Origin of the sequence: Sporofaciens musculi, assembly GCF_009830285.1 — a bacterium.
GTDB lineage: Bacteria > Bacillota > Clostridia > Lachnospirales > Lachnospiraceae > Sporofaciens > Sporofaciens musculi.
The window spans coordinates 1,205,502-1,225,373 of the sequence record NZ_WUQX01000001.1; the positions used below are offsets into that span (position 1 = coordinate 1,205,502).

Below are 19,872 nucleotides of genomic sequence, written 5' to 3' on the forward strand. Positions count from 1 at the left end.
ATGGCGGAATTGAAATATGGCGATAAGATTATACGGATGGAAGGTATAATCGTAGAGGTACACGATGGCTCTGTGGCGATTGATTTGAAAGGTCGTCTGGGCTACCTGAAAGTACCAATGCGGATGTTCATCAGTGATTATCCCATTAAAGTGGGTCAGGAGGTTGCATGGAACATGAGTTTTGTGGAGCAGCTTGGACCTGAAGTCAATGAAAAGTATGTGAGTAACCTGAATACGTATACGCGGCGTCAGAAGGAGATGCGCGAAAAGAACCAGAACAATAAGGAGGTATAACAATGAGTTTGACATTAGTTAAGGGAATGCAATCTGAGATTTTTGTTCCTATTACTCCACCGTCTGTATGGGCTCCTGTTACGAAAGAGTTAAAGGATATGACGATTGCTCTTGCTACAGCGGCAGGTGTTCATCACAAAGACCAGGAGAGATTCAACCTGGCAGGTGATTTTACTTGGAGAAAAGTTACAGATGACATGCCATCTAACGAATTGATGGTATCACACGGCGGATATGATAACAGTGATGTTAATAAGGACATTAACTGTATGTTCCCGATTGATAGAATCCATGAGCTGGCAAAAGAAGGCTTTATCAAGGCTTGTGCGCCGGTACATGCAGGATTCATGGGCGGCGGCGGAAACCAGGAGAAGTTCAAAGGCGAGACTGGTCCTGCCATTGCACAGATGTTTAAAGAAGAAGAGGTTGACGCAGTAGTCCTCACCGCTGGCTGAGGTACCTGCCACCGCTCTGCAGTATTGGTGCAGAGAGCGATTGAAGAAGCTGGAATTCCTACAATTATTATTGCAGCTCTTCCACCGGTTGTTCGTCAGACCGGTACACCTCGTGCGGTAGCTCCGCTTGTTCCTATGGGTGCAAATGCAGGCGCTCCGAACAATGTAGAACAGCAGACTCAGATTGTAAAGGCAACTCTGGAACAGTTAGTAGAGATTCAGACTCCTGGAAAGATTGTTCCGTTGCCGTTTGAGTATATTGCTAAGGTATAATTTATAAGTTTAACAGATATGAAAAGGGCAGATATTTCATCTATCTGCCCTTTTTGGAAGAATGATAAAACAGTATATCGGAAACTCATACGATATATTGTATAACAGGTATGAGGTAGTCTGATTTTGCAGACTGCGTTGATGGAGGTGATGAAGGTGGCTGATGAAGTAAAGGACCTAAGAAAACTTGTGATCAAAGCATTCCATATGAATGATGTAGAATGGGGCGAGCATAACGATATTAAAGTAGACGGCAAGATGACAGTCAGCAAAGAGATGCTTAACGGACTGGTGGCTGAGGAGGAATACATAGAAAGCATTGATATTCAGCTTATTAAACCGGGGGACCATGACAGGTGGACGAACACAATCATGGATATTATACCAATCTCTACAAAAGTTCTTGGCAAGATTGGGGATGGGATTACGCACACGATCACCGGAGTATACGTAATGCTTACGGGTGTGGATGTGAACGGGAAGCAGTGCCATGAATTCGGCTCATCGGAAGGAAATCTAAAGGAGCAGTTGTATCTGAACCGTGCAGGGACTCCCGGAGATGATGACTATATTATTTCCTTTGACGTTACTCTTACTGCCGGAATGGGGCAGGAAAGACCAGGACCGACGGCAGCACACCGCGCCTGTGATAAGTTTATTCAGACCTATCGGGATAAGCTGAAAAAATTCCGTGGAGAGAAATGTACGGAGAGGCATGAATACCATGATATTGTAAGACCTGGCAAAAAAAGGGTGCTTATCATTAAGCAAGTGGCAGGACAGGGAGCTATGTATGATACACACTTTTTTGCAAATGAGCCGTCCGGAGTAGAGGGAGGACGCTCAATCATTGATATGGGCAATATGCCGATTCTGGTAACGCCGAATGAGTACCGGGACGGGATTATCCGCTCTATGCAGTAAGGAGGTAGAAGATATGGGAATAGGACCATCAACCAAAGAAACTTCACTGCATCATTTTAGGGATCCGCTTTTGGATGTGGTGTCAAATGATACGGACCTTGATCTGATGGGTATCCTTCTGGTAGGGACACCGGATGACAATAAGGATAAGATGTTGGTAGGGACCCGCTCAGCCGTTTGGGCAGAGGCAATGAGGGCTGACGGGGTAATCATATCATCTGATGGCTGGGGAAACAGTGATGTGGACTTCACGAATACATGCGAGCAATTAGGAATAAGGGGAATTCCAGTGACAGGGCTCAATTTCAGCGGTACGGTAGCGCAGTTCGTGGTGGTGAATGAATACCTGGATGGTATTGTAGATATAAATAAGAGCGCAGATGGGACGGAGACCAATGTAGTGGGGGAAAACAACATGGTCGCGCTCGATTGTAGAAAAGCAATGGCGCTGCTGAAACTGAAGATGCGCCAGAAGGATCAGCAGAACAAGTAAGCATGCTGACAGATATGAGAGGTTGAAGAAGAGATTTTGCATTGGAAGGCTGATGCAGAATCTCTTTTTTATATAAATAAGTAGATATAAAGAAAAGGCACGACCTGTATGTCGTGCCCTTTCTTTTTGGTATGTCATTGAGAGGTTTTCCTCGTTGCATTGCAGTTTTGTCTTATATACAAAGCTGGGGAATGCTCCTCTGTAAAGAGGACGTATATATTAATTGGAGTCCACTGTCGCAAGAACGTTCTTGGGGGAAACGATCGGCAACTGTGTAACTGCAAATACAACCGCAACGGTCTTCTTAACTGTGTAAATTCTTTAGAAATTTTTCACACACATTTAAGATAGGTTAAATATATCATCTTTAATTTGGGATGTCAATACATTTATATTACGGAAATAATTTTTGTGCAATGTGAATATTATTTATTACTAAAACAGAAAAATTTATTGCAACTTGAAATTTTAGAGAAAAAAACGGTTTCCCAATTTGGGAAACCGTTTTAATCATATTGTAATCCTCTATTAAATTGTATAATCGTTTAGCTTATGTAATCTATGATTAATGTTAAGCGGCTGAGCCTTTCTTAATACCATCGCGAAGATATAAGAAAGCTGTCAGGTATACGACAACAACGATAACCTTGGTAAGAACATCCAATGGTAAGCTCTTAACGAATGCATATGCTACATATACACCAATCGCTCCAAAGATTGCCTGTGTCCAGGAAGCAACCATATCGTATCTGCCTTCCTGAATGAACTTTGGACCATTACCAAATGCCATCAAGTATGCACAGGAACCCATCATAGCTGGGAATGCACAGTTGGCATCCATTCCTAATGCAAGAACCATAGCCATACATGGTGCGTAAAGACCAACACCGATACTCATAAGAGCACCAAATACGAAGTTACCAACAACTGCAACAATCAGCTTAACTCCTCTTAATGTTGTTGCTGTACCCTGCGTACCGAATGGACCAACGCCAAGGTTCTTCATAAGGATAACAGAAGCAAGGATAAACAAACCAACGAACAATGCATAGCGTACCATCTTTCTGTCGAATCTGGATACAACACCAGCCATCAGGAAAGAACCGATTACAGATGCAGCAATCATAAGTACAAGTGTAAGGATATCCATCTCTACAAGACCGAAGAATAAGAAAGCCTCCACACATACAGGAACGGTATCACCTACATTAAGTGTACCAGGAACCAGTACGTCGTCTACGGACTTCGTCATCTTGAAAGCCGCGGAAGATGGTGCAAAGGAACCGATACCTAAAGTATCCAGGAAGTTTGCCACAAATCCTATGATTGCGGTTGGAATAATGTGCTTCTTCTGTTCCTGCCACTGTTCCTCACCATTCAATCCAATTACAGGATCCTTCTCTGGGTTGGCACGAAGTTCTTTGTTCTTCCGCCACATTAGGAATACGTTCAGGATAATACCGATTACACATAATCCTCTCAAAATTAATAATGACATAAATCATCCCTCCAGATTATTAAATTGTAGTATGTTTCCATGAATGGAGACTTTTTATGCTACCCCCGATTGTAGCAAGTCATCCTTCATACGGTTTATTATAACGTTTTGCATAGTAAATGTCAACCTTATTGGTGTGGAATTGGAGAAAATGACGAAGAATATAAAAAACAAAGCTTGCTTATGGGAGTGTTACACTCTATAATAGGAGAGGACATACAATCTTATTGATTGAGATGATAATATGTAAATAAACAGGGCATTGAGAGAATGTCGGGAAAGGAAGAATATGACAATTTTATATGAAGTTGAGACCAGTCATACCAGTAAGGTATTGAAAGCATTTGCAAGGCTTTATAATGAGAAGACTAAGAACACCAAGAAGATTATGTTCCGATATTTTTTTGCGGCGGCAATTCTGCTTACAGTACCCAGAGCCTTTGATGTGTCGGATACAGAGAGACTTGTCTGGTGGACGTTGGGGGTGATTGTTGCGGTGGTAGGATTAACAAGAAACCAGTTGTCCTATCTAGGATTTCTGTATCGGGATCCCTATTACCGGAACGGGATTAAGATTAAGATGTCATTTGGCCATTCGGGATTTGAGGTAAAGGACGGAGGCAGGGAAAAGAAGTCCTACAAATATAATCTGATACGTGAGCTGTATTCTGACGGAGGAATCTATTTTCTCCACATGGAGGACGACGATCTCTTTGCGATTCCCAAGGAAGATTTTGTTTCGGGAGATCCGGAGAAGTTTTATGATTTTATGCAGAATGCGACCCGTAAAGAGTTTGAAGGAGTAAATCTTAATTTTAAACAGCGTCTTTTTAAGAAGAGGATGGAGATGGCCCAGGCGGCAATGGATGAGAAAAAAGAAGGGAAATAATAAGGAGCCGGTATCTTTTGTGTTAAGATATCGGCTCTGCTTTTGGGGTTTTAGAAGGCTCGCTTTTTCCGTTTAACAGCAGGGAAACCTTGAAGATATTCTCTGGGTATTCAATCCTGGCAATGCCGTTATAGTTGTCTGTTGTACTTAGGACAGAGGCTAGGCCAATTCCCTTCCTGTCTCTGACCTTGGAGGAAAGGAAGGTTCCGTCAGGCGCCAGGCGAATGCTTCCTTCATAGCTGTTGCTGACCTTGATAACCAGAATGGATGAGCTTGCCATAGACAGCTTGACGTTGATGAAGCGTTTTTTTGATTTCATGCGCTCACAGGCTTCGCAGGCATTTTCCAGCAGATTTCCAAGTATGATGCAAAACTCTGTATCCGTGACAGGCGGGGGATAGTCCAAAGAGATATCCAGGGACAAGGAGATTCCTTCTGCTTCTGTTTTCTCCTGATAATAACACAAAAGGGCATTGACGGCGACGCTGCTGCAATAAAAACGGACGGACTGTACGGGAAAGAGGACCATAGACTGACGAATGTATGCCCGTAGCCCTTCTGGATCCTTGTTATTGATATAGCCTTCTATGGCTAGGAAATGATGCCGCATGTCGTGGCGGAATCGGCTTGTCTCCTGAATATTGTGCTGCAAAAGCTCCATCTGCTTCTGCTGCGCAGCGATTTGTGTCTCCGACAGATGGAGATTCTCTTGAAGCTGTGCATTTTGGCTTACATCTATTACCATTTTTAACAGGATTATATAGGTGGAAAAGGTCAGCATAATCCACAGAGGAGGAATAAGGGAAAATTCATTTTCCGGATAATAGGTGTAGTGGGAAACATCTGTGGTAATAATCAGCGTAAAAATAGCGTTATTGCACACGGGAACTACCCATATGAATTTCCAGACCGAGAGGGATATGGTATAATCCAAGGCCGGTCGCATCATCTTCTTGTAGAACAGCCAGATAAAGGGAAAAGTCAGTATGGTAAGTACGGTCGTAATGCATGAAATCTGAAGCATGGCATACTCCGGCAGCTTATCCGTAATCAGAAAATAAATATGGGAGGATAGAAAACGGATATTTTCAGAGTAGGATTTTACCACGGCTATCATGAAGAAGCTCTGTAAAAAGTTATATCTGCAAACACTGCTAAAGATAAATACACCGATAAACGTGGAAATCATGGAGAGTACAAAACGCTGAAGCGGGCTGCCAAGAGCCAGATAGATGTAAGCGCCCCAGAAGGAGGCGGCTACAAAGAGGAAAATGCCAGCCAGAATTAGAGGGATTTCAGGTTTTTTCAACTGATCTTTGAAGACCAGAAGCAGTAAGAGTATGCAGGGGATGACAAAAAGCAGGTTGTTAATAATGTATGCAAGTGTCATGACATAAGGTCTCCTTTAGACTTGTGGTCAAATATATAGTCAGCATAGTGCTGTAAAACCTCCTGCCTGCGTGCCGATGCTATGGGAATACGCTCCTTGTTTTTTAGGATGAATTCCTTGCGGGAGAAGGATTCGATATAGTCCATGTTGACGGTACAGTTTCTGTAACACCACAAAAAGTTTGCGTAGGGTGAAAGCATTGGGAGGAACGTATCAAAGGACATATAGGAACGCACAATACAGGAAACCGTATGAACCTGAATATAGTGGTTGGAATAGTCAGTATACATGATGTCAGAGAGCATTACCCGTGTGCGGTAACGACCTTCCTTCAGTTCGATGTAGCGGGCGAATCTGGCTGCAATCCGTTCATAATGATTCAGAGCGTCTTCCAGGTCAGCATAGCTGTAGGGCTTCACGAGGTAGTCCAGGGCATGGACGCGGTATGCGGCAACAGCGTGTTCTTCGCTTGTGGTAATGAAGACAATCTGGCACTTGGCATCCTGTTTGGTTATTTCGCAGGCAAGCTGGATTCCGTTTATATGCTTCATATAAATATCAAGGAACACCAGGTCGTATACTTTGTCCTGCATGGAGTTTAAAAATGTATGTTCATTTGTGAATTTCTCGATTGTAATATACACATGATGGTCATGGCAATAACGAGACAGATAATCGTGTAATAAATTTAGGTCGCTGACAGAATCGTCTACCAGTGCTATTGTCATAGGATGCCTCCTTCGGTAAGGTATACAGAGTGTGTGAATAGATGTCACGATTCACACACTCTGGCTCACTAATACTCCCGATTTGATATTATACCACATATTTTTTATTTGTCGGAGATGAAAAACAGTAAAAAACAGGTGATTCTGGTAAAAACAGGTTGATTTGTATCAAAAAAAATACAATATTTCTTAAAAAAGGCTTGAAAAATGCGTTTGCCTCAGATATACTAAAAAAGCTGTGACATGATAGCGACGAAGCGAGAGGTTGCTGCCCGTAAGTGGCAGGTTTTCCGTGGAGCGAATGTCAAGTTAGGAAACTGGCGACAAGTCACTGTACGAATCACAACAGCCCGTTGTAGAATAATCGGCTCAAAGGTAGAGAGCGAATGCGGCGGGTAACAACGTGTGAGGTTCTCACGACACACACGGGAGAGTGTACAGTCACCGCTTGTCGTACTGAGTTGAAAAGTACGAAAAGGAGGCGACTTTTTTTATGGCAAGTCAAGTAATGAGAATCACTTTGAAGGCGTATGACCATCAGTTGGTTGATGCATCCGCCAGGAAAATCATCGAAACTGTGAAGAAGAATGGATCTAAGGTGAGCGGACCGGTGCCGCTTCCGACAAAGAAGGAAGTTGTTACAATTCTGAGAGCTGTTCACAAGTACAAGGATTCCAGAGAGCAGTTTGAGCAAAGGACTCATAAGAGACTTATTGATATCATTGCACCGACACAGAAGACGGTTGACGCTCTGTCAAGGCTTGAGATGCCGGCAGGTGTGTACATTGATATCAAGATGAAGAGCAAGTAAACAGTATTCCTATCATTTAGGATGAACGCCATGTGCGTTCCGCTGTAAATCACAGGAGGTAATTATAATGAAGAAGGCTATTTTAGCTACAAAAGTCGGAATGACTCAGATCTTCAACGAAGACGGAACACTGACACCAGTAACGGTTCTTGAGGCTGGACCTTGCGTGGTAACGCAGATTAAGACGGTTGAGAACGACGGATATGAGGCGGTTCAGGTTGGGTTCGTTGATAAGAAGAACCGGATTGTCAATAAGGACAAGAACGGTAAGAAGGAAATTGTTCATCGTCATGGCGCCACAAAGGCGGAGCAGGGACATTTTGCAAAAGCAGGTGTTTCCAGTAAGAGATTTATCAGAGAATTTAAATTTGAGAATGCAGGCGAGTATGAATTGGGACAGGAGATTAAAGCGGACATCTTCGCAGCAGGTGATAAGATTGATGCTACGGCAATCTCTAAAGGTAAGGGATTCCAGGGTGCGATTAAGAGACACGGCCAGCACAGAGGTCCTATGACCCACGGTTCTAAGTTCCATCGTCACGCAGGTTCTAACGGAGCTGCTTCTGATCCGAGTAAGGTATTCAAGGGGAAGAAGATGCCCGGACAGATGGGTAACAAGAGAATTACAATTCAGAATCTTGAGGTTGTACGCGTAGATGCTGAGAACAACCTGCTTCTGATTAAGGGTTCTGTACCCGGACCGAAGAAATCTTTAGTAACTATTAAGGAAGCGGTAAAAGCGAACTAGGCTTTGACGAAGGAAGGAGGACACTAGAGATGGCAAACGTATCCGTTTATAACATCGAAGGCAAAGAAGTTGGGACAATCGACTTAAATGATGCTGTATTTGGTGTGGAAGTGAATGAGCACCTTGTACACATGGCAGTTGTCAGCCAGCTTGCAAATAAACGTCAGGGAACACAGAAAGCGAAGACACGTTCTGAAGTTTCTGGCGGTGGAAGAAAACCATGGAGACAAAAAGGAACCGGTCATGCAAGACAGGGTTCAACAAGGGCTCCGCAGTGGACAGGCGGCGGCGTTGTATTCGCACCTGTACCGAGAGATTATTCATTTAAGATGAATAAAAAGGAGAAAAGAGCGGCTCTTAAGTCTGCTTTGACCTCCAGAGTGGAAGAAAAGAAGTTCATCGTAGTTGATGAGATTAAATTTGATGAAATCAAGACGAAGAATTTTGCTAATATTCTGAAGAATTTAGATGTATCTAAGGCGTTGGTTGTATTGGAGGACGGCAATGAGAAGGCAGAGCTTTCTGCAAGGAACATTCCGGATGTTAAGACTGCAAGGACGAATACAATCAATGTGTACGATATCTTGAAGTACAACACAGTGATCACGACGAAAGCTGCTGTTGCCAATATTGAGGAGGTGTACGCATAATGGCTAACATTCAATATTATGATGTAATCCTTAAGCCGGTTGTAACCGAAAAGAGCATGGAGCTCATGGGAGATAAGAAGTATACATTCCTGGTTCATCCGGAAGCGACAAAGTCACAGGTAAAGGAAGCTGTTGAGAAGATGTTTGGCGGAACCAAGGTGGAGAGCGTGAATACGATGAACTGCCCTGGCAAGAAAAGGAGAGTCCGTGGAACGATGAAGTTCGGCAAGACGGCTAAGACGAAGAAGGCGATTGTAAAGCTGACGGCTGACAGCGCTGAGATAGAGATTTTTGAGGGACTCTAAAACCGTGATAATAAACAGGATTGAAAGGAGAAGTAACCATGGGAATTAAAACATACCGCCCATATACGCCTTCCAGAAGACAGATGACTGGTTCTGATTTTTCGGAGATCACCAAGAAGACACCAGAGAAGTCTTTGTTAGCTCCAAGGAGCAGACAGGCAGGACGTAACAATCAAGGTAAGATTACAGTTAGACACCGCGGAGGCGGCGCTAAGAGAAAATATAGGGTCATCGACTTCAAGAGAAGGAAGGATGGAATCCACGCAACAGTTGTTGGTATCGAGTACGATCCGAACAGGACGGCGAACATCGCGCTGATCTGTTATGAGGATGGAGAGAAGGCATATATCCTTGCGCCGGAAGGCTTAAAGGATGGCATGAAGGTTATGAACGGACCGGAAGCCGAGGTAAGAGTAGGTAACTGCCTTCCCCTTTCTGAGATTCCAGTAGGTACTCAGATTCACAATATCGAGCTCTATCCAGGAAAAGGCGGTCAGCTTGTACGTTCCGCAGGAAACAGCGCACAGTTGATGGCAAAAGAGGGTAAGTATGCGACGCTTCGACTCCCTTCAGGAGAAATGAGAATGGTTCCGATTGTTTGCCGTGCATCTATCGGAGTTGTGGGCAACGGAGATCACAATCTGATTAATATCGGTAAAGCAGGACGTAAACGCCACATGGGTATTAGACCTACAGTTCGTGGTTCTGTTATGAACCCGAATGACCATCCGCATGGTGGTGGTGAAGGTAAGACTGGAATCGGACGTCCGGGTCCATGTACACCTTGGGGCAAGCCAGCACTTGGTCTTAAGACAAGGAAGAAAAACAAGTCTTCTAACAAGTTGATTGTAAGAAGAAGAGATGGCAGAGCAATCAAATAATTTTCATGGAGGAGGTTATAACCTATGGCACGTTCAGTTAAAAAAGGACCATTCGCAGATGCGAGTCTGCTTAAGAAGATTGATGCAATGAACGCTTCTGGTGACAAGTCTGTAATTAAGACCTGGTCCCGCCGTTCTACAATCTTCCCAAGCATGGTTGGACATACAATTGCCGTTCATGACGGAAGAAAACATGTACCTGTATACGTTACAGAAGATATGGTAGGCCACAAGCTGGGTGAGTTTGTTGCAACCAGAACGTATAGAGGACATGGAAAAGACGAAAAGAAATCAAGAGTCAGATAATTACACTGTGAAAGGAGGGTTCATCCATGGCAAAAGGACACAGATCCCAAATCAAGAGAGAAAGAAATGCGATCAAAGATAAGAGACCGTCTGCTAAGTTGTCTTATGCGAGGGTTTCTGTCCAGAAAGCATGTTATGTATTAGATGCCATCAGAGGCAAGGATGTAACAACAGCGCTTGGTATTTTAACTTATAATCCAAGATATGCTTCTAGTTTGATAAAGAAACTGCTGGAGTCAGCGATTGCAAACGCTGAGAACAACAACGGTATGAATGCTGAGAATCTTTATATTGCAGAGGCTTATGCAAACAAAGGACCAACAATGAAGAGAATCAGACCGAGGGCACAGGGAAGGGCTTACAGGATTGAAAAGAGAATGAGCCACATTACACTGGTGCTTGATGAAAGATAAGGAGGGGCAATCATGGGACAGAAAGTTAATCCTCATGGCTTGAGAGTCGGTATTATCAAAGACTGGGATTCTAAGTGGTATGCAGAGAAAGAGTTCGCAGATTACTTAGTGGAAGACCATGAAATCAGAAAATATCTTAAAAAGAGATTATACAGTGCCGGTATTTCACGGATTGAGATTGAGAGAGCGTCTGACCGTGTTAAAATCATTATCTACACAGCAAAGCCTGGTGTAGTAATTGGTAAGGGCGGCGCTGAGATCGAGAAGGTAAAAGGCGAGCTTGGTAAGTTTACCGATAAGAAGTTAATTGTTGATATTAAGGAGATTAAGAGACCGGACAAAGACGCTCAGCTTGTAGCAGAGAATATCGCATTACAGCTTGAGAACCGTATTTCCTTCAGACGTGCAATGAAATCCTGCATGTCAAGAACCATGAAGTCAGGAGCGCTTGGTGTAAAGACATCCGTATCCGGACGTCTTGGCGGAGCTGATATGGCGCGTACAGAGTTCTACAGCGAAGGGACAATTCCACTTCAGACATTGAGAGCAGACATTGACTACGGATTCGCTGAAGCAGACACAACCTACGGTAAGGTTGGTGTCAAGGTATGGATCTATAAAGGCGAAGTTCTTCCGGAAAAAGCAGCAAAGGAAGGAGAGAGATAAATCATGTTAATGCCAAAGAGAGTAAAACGTCGTAAACAATTCCGTGGTTCTATGAAGGGAAAAGCTCTTCGCGGAAATCAGATTACTCACGGTGAGTATGGTATTGTGGCAATGGAGCCGTGTTGGATCCGTTCCAATCAGATAGAGGCTGCCCGTATTGCTATGACTCGTTATATCAAGCGTGGCGGTAAAGTATGGATTAAGATATTCCCGGATAAACCTGTAACTACGAAACCAGCTGAGACTCGTATGGGTTCTGGTAAAGGAACCTTAGAATACTGGGTGGCAGTTGTGAAGCCAGGCCGCGTAATGTTCGAGATCGCGGGCGTTTCAGAGGAAGTTGCAAGAGAGGCACTTCGTCTGGCGACACACAAGCTGCCATGTAAATGTAAAGTAGTTTCTCGCGCAGACTTAGAAGGCGGTGATAACAGTGAAAATTAATGCATTTGTAGAAGATTTAAAAACAAAATCAGCTGCAGAGCTGAACGAAGAATTAGTAGCTGCTAAAAAGGAACTCTTTAATCTGAGATTCCAGAACGCAACGAATCAGTTAGATAATACAAGCAGAATCAAGGAAGTCAGAAGAAATATCGCAAGGATACAGACTGTGATCACACAGGCACAAAAAGGTTAGCGACGCATTGAATACTTGGCGAGGTATTTTCGAGCCTAGTATGAAAGCGGATACTCCGAGTGGAATGAGGAGTATCGACGAGCTTAGCTTTTTGGCCGTTCTTCGAGCAAAGCGAGAAGAACTTCCTTAATTATAGAAAGGAGACAGACCGTGGAAAGAAATCTTAGAAAAACCCGTGTGGGTAAGGTTGTCAGCAACAAGATGGATAAGACCATAGTTGTTGCGGTTGAAGATCATGTAAAACATCCACTTTACAAGAAGATTGTAAAGAGAACTTATAAATTAAAAGCACACGATGAAGCGAACGAGTGCAATATCGGTGACAAGGTTAAAGTTATGGAGACGAGACCGCTCTCTAAGGATAAGAGATGGAGACTCGTCGAAGTCATGGAAAAAGTGAAATAGTATAAGGAGGGAAACCTGCATGATACAGCAAGAAAGCAGACTGAGAGTAGCAGATAACACAGGCGCGAAAGAGTTACTGTGTATCCGCGTACTTGGCGGTTCAACCAGAAGATATGCAAGTATCGGCGATATTATTATTGCGACCGTTAAAGATGCAACACCAGGCGGCGTTGTTAAAAAAGGCGATGTAGTAAAAGCTGTTGTTGTTCGTACCGTAAAAAGCACACGTCGTAAAGACGGCTCATATATTCGCTTTGACGAGAATGCTGCAGTTATTATAAAAGAAGACAAGACACCAAGAGGAACCCGTATTTTTGGACCAGTAGCAAGAGAGCTTCGTGACAAGCAGTTCATGAGGATCGTTTCTCTGGCTCCGGAAGTGCTTTAAGGAGGTGCGTAGAGATGTCAATGTTAAAGATTAAAAAAGGTGACACGGTGAAGGTAATCGCCGGAAGCCAGAAGGATAAAGAGGGCAAGGTTATTGCCGTAAACCAGAAGGACGGCAAGGTTGTTGTCGAAGGCGTCAATATGCTGACAAAGCACACAAAGCCAAGCGCTGCGAATCAGAACGGCGGTATCATCCATCAGGAAGGCCCAATCAACATTTCCAACGTAATGTATGTTCACAAGGGCAAGCCGACGAGAGTAGGCATCAAGATGGATGGAGATAAGAAAGTTCGTTATGCGAAATCAACAGGCGAAGTGATTGATTAATCTGAGGAAGGAGGGCCAGTGCTTTGAGTAGACTGAAAGAACAGTACAAGAACGAAATCATTGACGCAATGAATAAGAAGTTCGGTTATAAGAATATTATGGAAGTGCCAAAGCTTGACAAGGTTGTAATCAACATGGGTGTCGGCGAGGCAAAGGATAACGCGAAGGTTTTAGATTCAGCGGTTGCTGATCTTGAGAGGATTACAGGCCAGAAGGCTGTAATCTGTAAAGCAAAGAAATCGGTTGCTAACTTCAAGTTAAGAGAAGGAATGTCAATCGGATGCAAGGTTACTTTAAGAGGAGAGAAGATGTATGAATTCGTTGACCGTCTCATCAACCTTGCTTTACCTCGTGTACGTGACTTCAGAGGTGTGAATCCTAACGCATTCGACGGAAGAGGAAATTATGCTCTTGGTATCAAGGAGCAGTTAATCTTCCCTGAAATCGAGTATGATAAGATTGACAAGGTAAGAGGTATGGATGTTATCTTTGTTACCACAGCAAAGACAGACGAAGAGGCGCGTGAATTGTTAAAGCAGTTCAATATGCCGTTTAAAAAGTAGAGGAGGTAAATTATGGCTAAGACAGCAATGAAAATCAAGCAGCAGCGCAAGCAGAAATTCTCAACCAGAGAATACAACCGCTGCAGGATCTGTGGACGTCCGCATGCATATTTGAGAAAATATGGAATTTGCCGTGTTTGCTTCCGTGAGCTGGCATACAAAGGACAGATTCCAGGCGTTAAAAAAGCAAGTTGGTAGAACTTCATTTAGAAGAGGAGGAAATATAAATCATGACTATGAGTGATCCAATCGCAGATATGCTTACAAGAATTCGTAATGCAAATACTGCTAAACATGATACAGTAGATGTGCCATCTTCCAAGATGAAGCTTGCGATAGCGAATATCTTACTGGACGAGGGGTACATTGAGAAATACGACATCGTAGAAGACGGCGTGTTCAAGACACTCCACATCACATTGAAGTACGGTGCAGACAAGAACGAGAAGGTTATCACAGGTCTTAAGAGAATCTCCAAGCCAGGACTTCGTGTATATGCAGGAAGCGCTGATGTACCGAAGGTATTCGGCGGACTTGGAACAGCAATCATTTCCACAAACAAGGGCGTGATTACAGACAAAGAAGCAAGAAAGCTCGGTGTAGGCGGAGAGGTTCTTTGCTATATTTGGTAATTAAGGAAACATCACAGCAACTGAAAACAGAGCAGACATTAGCATCTGCTCCGAGAATCTAAGTTAAGGAGGATACAGGTATGTCACGTATAGGAAGACTGCCGGTCACAATTCCAGCGGGAGTAACCGTTGAGATTGCAAAAAATAATAAAGTGACTGTAAAAGGTCCAAAAGGAACACTTGAAAGAGAACTTCCGACAGAGATGGAGATCAAGGTAGAAGGCGACACAGTCGTTGTTACAAGACCCAATGATTTAAAGAAGATGAAGTCTTTACATGGTCTGACAAGGACGCTGGTGAATAACATGGTTGTGGGCGTTACTGATGGATATCAGAAGATACTTGAGGTAAACGGTGTCGGCTACAGGGCTGCAAAGTCCGGAAACAAGCTTACATTGAGTCTTGGATATTCTCACCCAGTTGAAATGACAGATCCAGAAGGCGTTGAGACTGTAGTAGAGGGACAGAATAAAATCGTCGTTAAGGGTATCGATAAAGAAAAAGTAGGCCAATACGCAGCTGAAATCAGAGACAAGAGAAGACCAGAGCCATATAAGGGCAAGGGAATTAAGTATGCTGATGAAGTAATCAGACGTAAAGTTGGTAAGACTGGTAAGAAATAAGTAAGGAGAGTGTGAAAATGGTTAGCAAAAAATCAAGAAGTGAAGTTCGCGCAGGAAAACACAGAAGAATCCGCAACCGTTTGAGCGGCACGCCTGAGTGCCCGCGTTTGGCTGTGTTTAGAAGCAATAATCATATGTATGCTCAAATTATTGACGATACAGTTGGAAATACTCTGGTTTCCGCTTCCACTCTTCAGAAAGATGTGAAAGCAAAATTAGAAAAGACTAACAACGTTGATGCAGCAGCATATTTAGGTAAAGTGATTGCCGAGAAGGCAGTTGAGAAGGGTATTAAGGATGTAGTCTTTGACAGAGGCGGCTTTATATATCATGGTAAGATTCAGGCATTAGCAGACGCAGCTAGAGAAGCTGGGTTGAATTTCTAAAAGGAGGAGCACACATGAAACAAGAACGTATTGATGCTAATTCACTGGAATTAAATGAGAAAGTAGTGTCAATTAAGCGTGTAACCAAAGTTGTTAAAGGTGGCCGTAATATGAGATTCACAGCTTTAGTAGTTGTCGGTGATGGAAATGGCCATGTTGGTGCAGGTTTAGGAAAAGCTACAGAAATTCCGGAAGCAATCCGTAAAGGAAAAGAAGATGCAGCGAAGAATCTTATTACCGTTGCATTGGATGATAATGAGAGTATCACACACGACTTTACCGGCAAGTTTGGAGGAGCTTCCGTGCTTCTTAAGAAGGCACCGGAAGGTACAGGAGTAATCGCCGGTGGACCGGCGCGTGCCGTAATCGAGATGGCAGGAATCAAGAATATTCGTACAAAATCTCTTGGCTCCAACAATAAGCAGAACGTTGTTCTTGCTACCATCGCCGGATTACGCCAGATCAAAACTCCGGATGAAGTAGCACGTCTTCGCGGTAAATCCATTGAAGAGATCTTAGGCTAAGGAGGCAGATTCAGATGGCAGATTTAAAGGTTACATTAGTAAAATCCACGATTGGCGCTGTACCGAAGCACAAAAAGACTGTAGAGGCAATGGGACTTAGAAAGCTTAACAAGACAGTCGTACTTCCGGACAATGCGGCAACCAGAGGTATGGTAAAACAGGTTTCGCACCTGGTAAAAGTAGAGGAAGCATAATTATATCGGATAAGGAGGTGTCACAATGGATTTATCAAACTTAAGACCTGCGGACGGAGCAAAACAGAGTGATAATTTCAGAAGAGGACGTGGACACGGTTCTGGTAATGGAAAGACAGCCGGCAAGGGACACAAGGGTCAGAAGGCTCGTTCCGGAGCGACAAGGCCAGGTTTTGAAGGCGGTCAGATGCCATTATATAGAAGAATACCAAAGAGAGGCTTTACGAATCGTAATACTAAGACGATCATTGGTATTAATGTAGATGCTCTTGAAGTGTTTGATAATGACGCAGTTGTTTCTGTAGAGACGTTGATTGAGCGGGGAATCGTTAAGAATCCAAGAGATGGCGTTAAGATTCTTGGTAACGGTAAGCTGACGAAAAAACTTACTGTACAGGCCAACGCATTCAGCAAAAATGCTGTAGAGAAGATTGAGGCTGTAGGTGGAAAAGCAGAGGTGATCTAATGTTAGAGACATTTCGGAAAGCATTTCAGGTCAAAGACATCCGCAATAAGATTGCATACACGTTTTTGATGCTGATTGTAATTAGAATTGGCTCCCAATTACCAACACCTGGAGTAAATTCCAATTATATTAAAGAATTTTTCGCACAGAACACTGGTGAAGCGTTTAACTTGTTTAACGCTTTCACTGGTGGCTCTTTTGAACAGATGTCTGTATTTGCATTAAGTATTACGCCGTATATTACGTCTTCCATCATCATGCAGCTTCTCACCATCGCCATCCCAAAACTTGAGGAGATGCAGAAGGAAGGGGAGGACGGGCGGAAGAAGATTGCTGCCATTACCCGATATCTTACAGTAGGACTTGCACTGTTTGAGTCCACTGCAATGGCGGTAGGCTTCGGACGTCAGGGACTCTTGGTGAAGTTTAATTTCGTGAATGCCGCTATCGTTGTCCTTACACTGACAGCAGGCTCCGCATTTTTGATGTGGATTGGCGAGCGGATTACGGAGAAGGGCGTGGGAAATGGTATTTCTATTGTCCTAGTAATCAATATTATCTCAAGAGTGCCAAGCGATATGTCTTCGCTGTTTGAGCAGTTTGTGAAGGATAAGCCAATCGCTTCTGCCGGACTGGCAGTTATTGTGATTCTGGCAATCATCATCATGCTGGTTGTATTCGTAGTCATCCTCCAGGGTGGGGAGAGAAGAATCGCAGTTTCCTATTCCCAGAAAATGGCGGGAAGGAAAGTATATGGCGGCCGCTCCACAAATATTCCGCTGAAGGTCAATACCGCCGGAGTTATTCCGATTATCTTTTCATCATCCCTGATGCAGTTCCCAATTGTAATTGCATCATTTATGGGGAAGGGAGAAGGTTCCGGTATCGGCAGTGAGATTTTAAGAGGCTTAAACCAGGGAAACTGGTGTAATCCTGAGCAGCTTAAGTATTCCTGGGGATTGCTGGTGTATATTGCCCTGACAGTATTTTTCGCTTACTTCTATACTTCTATTACGTTCAATCCATTGGAGATTGCCAATAATATGAAGAAGAACGGCGGGTTTGTGCCAGGTATACGACCAGGCAGGCCAACGGTTGAATACTTAACCAAAATCTTAAATAATATCATCTTTATAGGGGCATGCGGACTGATTGTGATCCAGGTGGTTCCCATCTTCTTTAACGGCTGGCTTGGAGCGAGCGTATCATTTGGCGGTACTTCTCTCATCATTATTGTCAGTGTTGTGTTAGAAACGATGAAGCAAATCGAATCACAGATGCTTGTACGTAACTATAAAGGTTTTTTAAATAGCTAGTATTGCGCAAATTCCTGTGAATTCCGTATGTGGTATCCACATTATCGGTATGTGGACGAAGTTGGCTTATGTATATTGCGCGGCTCCTTCGCAGACCTATGGCTGATGGAGGATACTGCACACGGAATTTACTGTTGTTTGTACAATACAAGCAGTCACTTGGCCGAAGGTCAGTGGCGGCTTTTCTGTCGTAGAACTCGCGGAATTATTTTCGCGGGTTAAAATGCTATAAAGAGGAGGAACATTTCTTATGAAAATTATCATGTTAGGCGCGCCAGGCGCAGGCAAAGGAACACAGGCGAAGAAGATTGCCGCGAAATACGACATTCCTCATATCTCTACCGGTGATATTTTTAGGGCAAATATCAAAAACGGGACAGAACTTGGCAATAAGGCAAAAACATACATGGACCAGGGGCTTTTAGTACCAGATGAATTGGTGGTAGACCTGGTGGTAGACCGTGTGAAACAGGACGACTGTAAAAAGGGATATGTGCTGGACGGTTTTCCGAGGACGATTCCACAGGCGGAGGCGTTAGATAAGGCGTTGGCGGCAATTGGAGAGAAGATGGACTATGCCATTGACGTAAATGTTCCGGATGAGAATATTGTACACAGGATGTCTGGACGGCGCGCATGTGTGGGCTGCGGCGCTACATACCATCTTGAGTATGCGCCTACAAAGACGGAAGGAATCTGCGATGCCTGTGGTAAGGAATTAATTCTGCGGGATGATGATAAGCCAGAGACAGTAAAGAAGCGTCTTGGCGTTTACCATGAGCAGACACAGCCCCTCATTGATTATTATACAAATGCGAAAATCCTTAAGACAGTGGACGGAACTGTTGACATTAACGACGTATTCCAGACGATTGTGGATATCTTAGGAGAGTAGAAATATGGCAATTACCATCAAATCGGCAAGAGAGATTGAGTTAATGTCAGAAGCCGGACGAATATTGGAGATTGTTCACAATGAGTTAGCAAAAGCCCTTCATTCGGGAATGAGTACCTTGGACATAGACAGGCTTGGGGAGGAAGTGATCAGGAGTTACGGGTGTATCCCCTCCTTCCTTGATTACGACGGATATCCGGCTTCAATCTGTGTTTCGGTCAATGATGAAGTCGTCCACGGGATACCGGATAAACACCGGATTCTGAAAGAGGGGGATATTGTCAGCCTGGATGCAGGAGTCATCTATAAAGGATATCATTCCGATGCCGCAAGAACTTACGGCATCGGTGAAATCAGCAAAGAGGCAGAGGAGCTGATCAGAGTGACCAGAGAATGCTTCTTTGAAGGTATAAAGTATGCAAAAGATGGCAATCATCTATGTGATATTGCGGCAGCGATTGACAGTCATGCCAAAAAGCACGGGTACGGAGTGGTTCGGGATCTGTGCGGACACGGAATCGGAACGGACTTGCATGAGCCGCCCCAGATTCCCAATTATAAGATGGACAGAAAAGGTGTGAAGCTGAGGGCCGGAATGACCCTGGCCATTGAACCTATGATCAATATGGGGACATGGGAAGTGAAATGGCTTGAGGACAAATGGACTGTTGTGACGAAGGATCATAAGTATTCTGCACATTATGAGAATACAGTATTGATCACAGAGGGGGAACCAAAGCTTTTGACCCTGACGGGCCATGATAGGGCGTCGGTTTAAACGGCGAAGGACGCAGAG

Annotated in this window: 32 protein-coding genes; 29 read left to right on the top strand and 3 right to left on the bottom strand. The window is 43.8% G+C overall.

From position 1 onward, the window contains the following. The first annotated feature begins 9 nt into the window (after positions 1 to 9). From GN277_RS05935 to GN277_RS05950, 4 genes are all read left to right on the top strand, one after another. Positions 10 to 294, top strand: a complete 285-nt coding sequence (locus tag GN277_RS05935; RefSeq protein WP_159756432.1) for a CBO2463/CBO2479 domain-containing protein — start codon at positions 10 to 12, stop codon at positions 292 to 294. A gap of 2 nt (positions 295 to 296) precedes the next feature. Next, complete coding sequence (gene prdB / locus GN277_RS05940) at positions 297 to 1,022, top strand: D-proline reductase (dithiol) protein PrdB (RefSeq protein ID WP_159750259.1); 726 nt, start codon at positions 297 to 299, stop codon at positions 1,020 to 1,022. A gap of 156 nt (positions 1,023 to 1,178) precedes the next feature. Then, on the top strand, positions 1,179 to 1,946 hold the full coding sequence (prdD, locus tag GN277_RS05945) for a proline reductase cluster protein PrdD (RefSeq protein WP_159756435.1): 768 nt from the start codon (positions 1,179 to 1,181) through the stop codon (positions 1,944 to 1,946). A 13-nt stretch (positions 1,947 to 1,959) separates the two neighbouring features. After that, positions 1,960 to 2,439 (top strand): glycine/sarcosine/betaine reductase component B subunit, encoded by a 480-nt coding sequence (locus GN277_RS05950; protein WP_159750260.1) that lies wholly within the window; start codon positions 1,960 to 1,962, stop codon positions 2,437 to 2,439. Positions 2,440 to 3,010: 571 nt separating this feature from the next. Here GN277_RS05950 and GN277_RS05955 read toward each other — a convergent pair. After that, positions 3,011 to 3,937, bottom strand: coding sequence for a TSUP family transporter (locus GN277_RS05955; RefSeq protein WP_159750261.1), 927 nt, complete (start codon positions 3,935 to 3,937; stop codon positions 3,011 to 3,013). 289 nt (positions 3,938 to 4,226) lie between these two features. On the opposite strand from GN277_RS05955, the gene GN277_RS05960 reads away from it, so the two are divergent. Next, a complete protein-coding gene (locus GN277_RS05960) occupies positions 4,227 to 4,826 on the top strand; it encodes a YcxB family protein (protein ID WP_159750262.1) in 600 nt (199 codons plus the stop codon). A gap of 22 nt (positions 4,827 to 4,848) precedes the next feature. On the opposite strand, the gene GN277_RS05965 is transcribed toward GN277_RS05960, so the two are convergent. Both GN277_RS05965 and GN277_RS05970 read right to left on the bottom strand, forming a co-directional pair. Then, positions 4,849 to 6,216 (bottom strand): sensor histidine kinase, encoded by a 1,368-nt coding sequence (locus GN277_RS05965; RefSeq protein WP_159750263.1) that lies wholly within the window; start codon positions 6,214 to 6,216, stop codon positions 4,849 to 4,851. Then, positions 6,213 to 6,944 carry a LytR/AlgR family response regulator transcription factor gene (locus GN277_RS05970; protein WP_159750264.1) on the bottom strand — a complete coding sequence of 244 codons (732 nt, stop codon included), beginning with the start codon at positions 6,942 to 6,944 and terminating at the stop codon, positions 6,213 to 6,215. The genes GN277_RS05965 and GN277_RS05970 overlap by 4 nt, the downstream gene beginning before the upstream one ends. Before the next feature lie 493 nt (positions 6,945 to 7,437). Here GN277_RS05970 and rpsJ point away from each other — a divergent pair, with 493 nt between their 5' ends. The 24 genes from rpsJ to map all read left to right on the top strand — a co-directional run bounded on the left by rpsJ (position 7,438) and on the right by map (position 19,854). Continuing rightward, complete coding sequence (rpsJ, locus tag GN277_RS05975; RefSeq protein ID WP_159750265.1) at positions 7,438 to 7,755, top strand: 30S ribosomal protein S10; 318 nt, start codon at positions 7,438 to 7,440, stop codon at positions 7,753 to 7,755. Positions 7,756 to 7,822: 67 nt separating this feature from the next. Beyond that, complete coding sequence (gene rplC, locus GN277_RS05980; RefSeq protein ID WP_159750266.1) at positions 7,823 to 8,503, top strand: 50S ribosomal protein L3; 681 nt, start codon at positions 7,823 to 7,825, stop codon at positions 8,501 to 8,503. 29 nt (positions 8,504 to 8,532) lie between these two features. After that, the gene (gene rplD / locus GN277_RS05985; protein ID WP_159750267.1) at positions 8,533 to 9,153 is read left to right on the top strand and encodes a 50S ribosomal protein L4; all 621 of its coding nucleotides are present in this window, start codon (positions 8,533 to 8,535) and stop codon (positions 9,151 to 9,153) included. Next, on the top strand, positions 9,153 to 9,458 hold the full coding sequence (gene rplW, locus GN277_RS05990) for a 50S ribosomal protein L23 (protein ID WP_159750268.1): 306 nt from the start codon (positions 9,153 to 9,155) through the stop codon (positions 9,456 to 9,458). The genes rplD and rplW overlap by 1 nt, the downstream gene beginning before the upstream one ends. A gap of 38 nt (positions 9,459 to 9,496) precedes the next feature. Beyond that, positions 9,497 to 10,339, top strand: a complete 843-nt coding sequence (rplB, locus tag GN277_RS05995; RefSeq protein ID WP_159750269.1) for a 50S ribosomal protein L2 — start codon at positions 9,497 to 9,499, stop codon at positions 10,337 to 10,339. 24 nt (positions 10,340 to 10,363) lie between these two features. Continuing rightward, the gene (gene rpsS / locus GN277_RS06000) at positions 10,364 to 10,645 is read left to right on the top strand and encodes a 30S ribosomal protein S19 (RefSeq protein ID WP_159750270.1); all 282 of its coding nucleotides are present in this window, start codon (positions 10,364 to 10,366) and stop codon (positions 10,643 to 10,645) included. Between the two features lie 26 nt (positions 10,646 to 10,671). Then, positions 10,672 to 11,058: a 50S ribosomal protein L22 gene (gene rplV, locus GN277_RS06005; protein ID WP_159750271.1), complete on the top strand. Its 387-nt coding sequence runs from the start codon at positions 10,672 to 10,674 to the stop codon at positions 11,056 to 11,058. 12 nt (positions 11,059 to 11,070) lie between these two features. Next, positions 11,071 to 11,724, top strand: a complete 654-nt coding sequence (rpsC, locus tag GN277_RS06010) for a 30S ribosomal protein S3 (protein ID WP_159750272.1) — start codon at positions 11,071 to 11,073, stop codon at positions 11,722 to 11,724. 3 nt (positions 11,725 to 11,727) lie between these two features. Next, on the top strand, positions 11,728 to 12,165 hold the full coding sequence (gene rplP, locus GN277_RS06015) for a 50S ribosomal protein L16 (RefSeq protein WP_159750273.1): 438 nt from the start codon (positions 11,728 to 11,730) through the stop codon (positions 12,163 to 12,165). After that, positions 12,155 to 12,358 carry a 50S ribosomal protein L29 gene (gene rpmC / locus GN277_RS06020; RefSeq protein ID WP_159750274.1) on the top strand — a complete coding sequence of 68 codons (204 nt, stop codon included), beginning with the start codon at positions 12,155 to 12,157 and terminating at the stop codon, positions 12,356 to 12,358. Before rplP ends, rpmC begins: the two co-directional genes overlap by 11 nt. A gap of 150 nt (positions 12,359 to 12,508) precedes the next feature. Further along, on the top strand, positions 12,509 to 12,763 hold the full coding sequence (gene rpsQ / locus GN277_RS06025; protein ID WP_006445004.1) for a 30S ribosomal protein S17: 255 nt from the start codon (positions 12,509 to 12,511) through the stop codon (positions 12,761 to 12,763). A gap of 19 nt (positions 12,764 to 12,782) precedes the next feature. Then, positions 12,783 to 13,151 (top strand): 50S ribosomal protein L14, encoded by a 369-nt coding sequence (rplN, locus tag GN277_RS06030; RefSeq protein ID WP_016220065.1) that lies wholly within the window; start codon positions 12,783 to 12,785, stop codon positions 13,149 to 13,151. Positions 13,152 to 13,165: 14 nt separating this feature from the next. Beyond that, positions 13,166 to 13,477 carry a 50S ribosomal protein L24 gene (gene rplX / locus GN277_RS06035; RefSeq protein ID WP_159750275.1) on the top strand — a complete coding sequence of 104 codons (312 nt, stop codon included), beginning with the start codon at positions 13,166 to 13,168 and terminating at the stop codon, positions 13,475 to 13,477. Positions 13,478 to 13,500: 23 nt separating this feature from the next. Next, the gene (gene rplE / locus GN277_RS06040) at positions 13,501 to 14,040 is read left to right on the top strand and encodes a 50S ribosomal protein L5 (protein WP_159750276.1); all 540 of its coding nucleotides are present in this window, start codon (positions 13,501 to 13,503) and stop codon (positions 14,038 to 14,040) included. A gap of 12 nt (positions 14,041 to 14,052) precedes the next feature. Next, the gene (locus tag GN277_RS06045; RefSeq protein WP_016220062.1) at positions 14,053 to 14,238 is read left to right on the top strand and encodes a type Z 30S ribosomal protein S14; all 186 of its coding nucleotides are present in this window, start codon (positions 14,053 to 14,055) and stop codon (positions 14,236 to 14,238) included. Between the two features lie 32 nt (positions 14,239 to 14,270). Next, entirely contained in the window at positions 14,271 to 14,672 is a 402-nt protein-coding gene (gene rpsH, locus GN277_RS06050; RefSeq protein ID WP_159750277.1) for a 30S ribosomal protein S8, read from the top strand. Between the two features lie 80 nt (positions 14,673 to 14,752). Then, the gene (gene rplF / locus GN277_RS06055; protein ID WP_159750278.1) at positions 14,753 to 15,295 is read left to right on the top strand and encodes a 50S ribosomal protein L6; all 543 of its coding nucleotides are present in this window, start codon (positions 14,753 to 14,755) and stop codon (positions 15,293 to 15,295) included. Positions 15,296 to 15,312: 17 nt separating this feature from the next. Beyond that, a complete protein-coding gene (gene rplR / locus GN277_RS06060; RefSeq protein WP_159750279.1) occupies positions 15,313 to 15,681 on the top strand; it encodes a 50S ribosomal protein L18 in 369 nt (122 codons plus the stop codon). 14 nt (positions 15,682 to 15,695) lie between these two features. Continuing rightward, positions 15,696 to 16,205 (top strand): 30S ribosomal protein S5, encoded by a 510-nt coding sequence (gene rpsE, locus GN277_RS06065; protein ID WP_159750280.1) that lies wholly within the window; start codon positions 15,696 to 15,698, stop codon positions 16,203 to 16,205. 14 nt (positions 16,206 to 16,219) lie between these two features. Further along, complete coding sequence (rpmD, locus tag GN277_RS06070; RefSeq protein WP_159750281.1) at positions 16,220 to 16,399, top strand: 50S ribosomal protein L30; 180 nt, start codon at positions 16,220 to 16,222, stop codon at positions 16,397 to 16,399. A gap of 25 nt (positions 16,400 to 16,424) precedes the next feature. Then, positions 16,425 to 16,865, top strand: coding sequence for a 50S ribosomal protein L15 (gene rplO / locus GN277_RS06075; RefSeq protein WP_159750282.1), 441 nt, complete (start codon positions 16,425 to 16,427; stop codon positions 16,863 to 16,865). Then, positions 16,865 to 18,181 carry a preprotein translocase subunit SecY gene (secY, locus tag GN277_RS06080; protein ID WP_159750283.1) on the top strand — a complete coding sequence of 439 codons (1,317 nt, stop codon included), beginning with the start codon at positions 16,865 to 16,867 and terminating at the stop codon, positions 18,179 to 18,181. The genes rplO and secY overlap by 1 nt, the downstream gene beginning before the upstream one ends. 250 nt (positions 18,182 to 18,431) lie before the next feature. Continuing rightward, a complete protein-coding gene (locus GN277_RS06085; RefSeq protein WP_159750284.1) occupies positions 18,432 to 19,076 on the top strand; it encodes an adenylate kinase in 645 nt (214 codons plus the stop codon). Positions 19,077 to 19,080: 4 nt separating this feature from the next. Beyond that, positions 19,081 to 19,854: a type I methionyl aminopeptidase gene (gene map / locus GN277_RS06090; protein ID WP_159750285.1), complete on the top strand. Its 774-nt coding sequence runs from the start codon at positions 19,081 to 19,083 to the stop codon at positions 19,852 to 19,854. Positions 19,855 to 19,872: the final 18 nt, after the last annotated feature.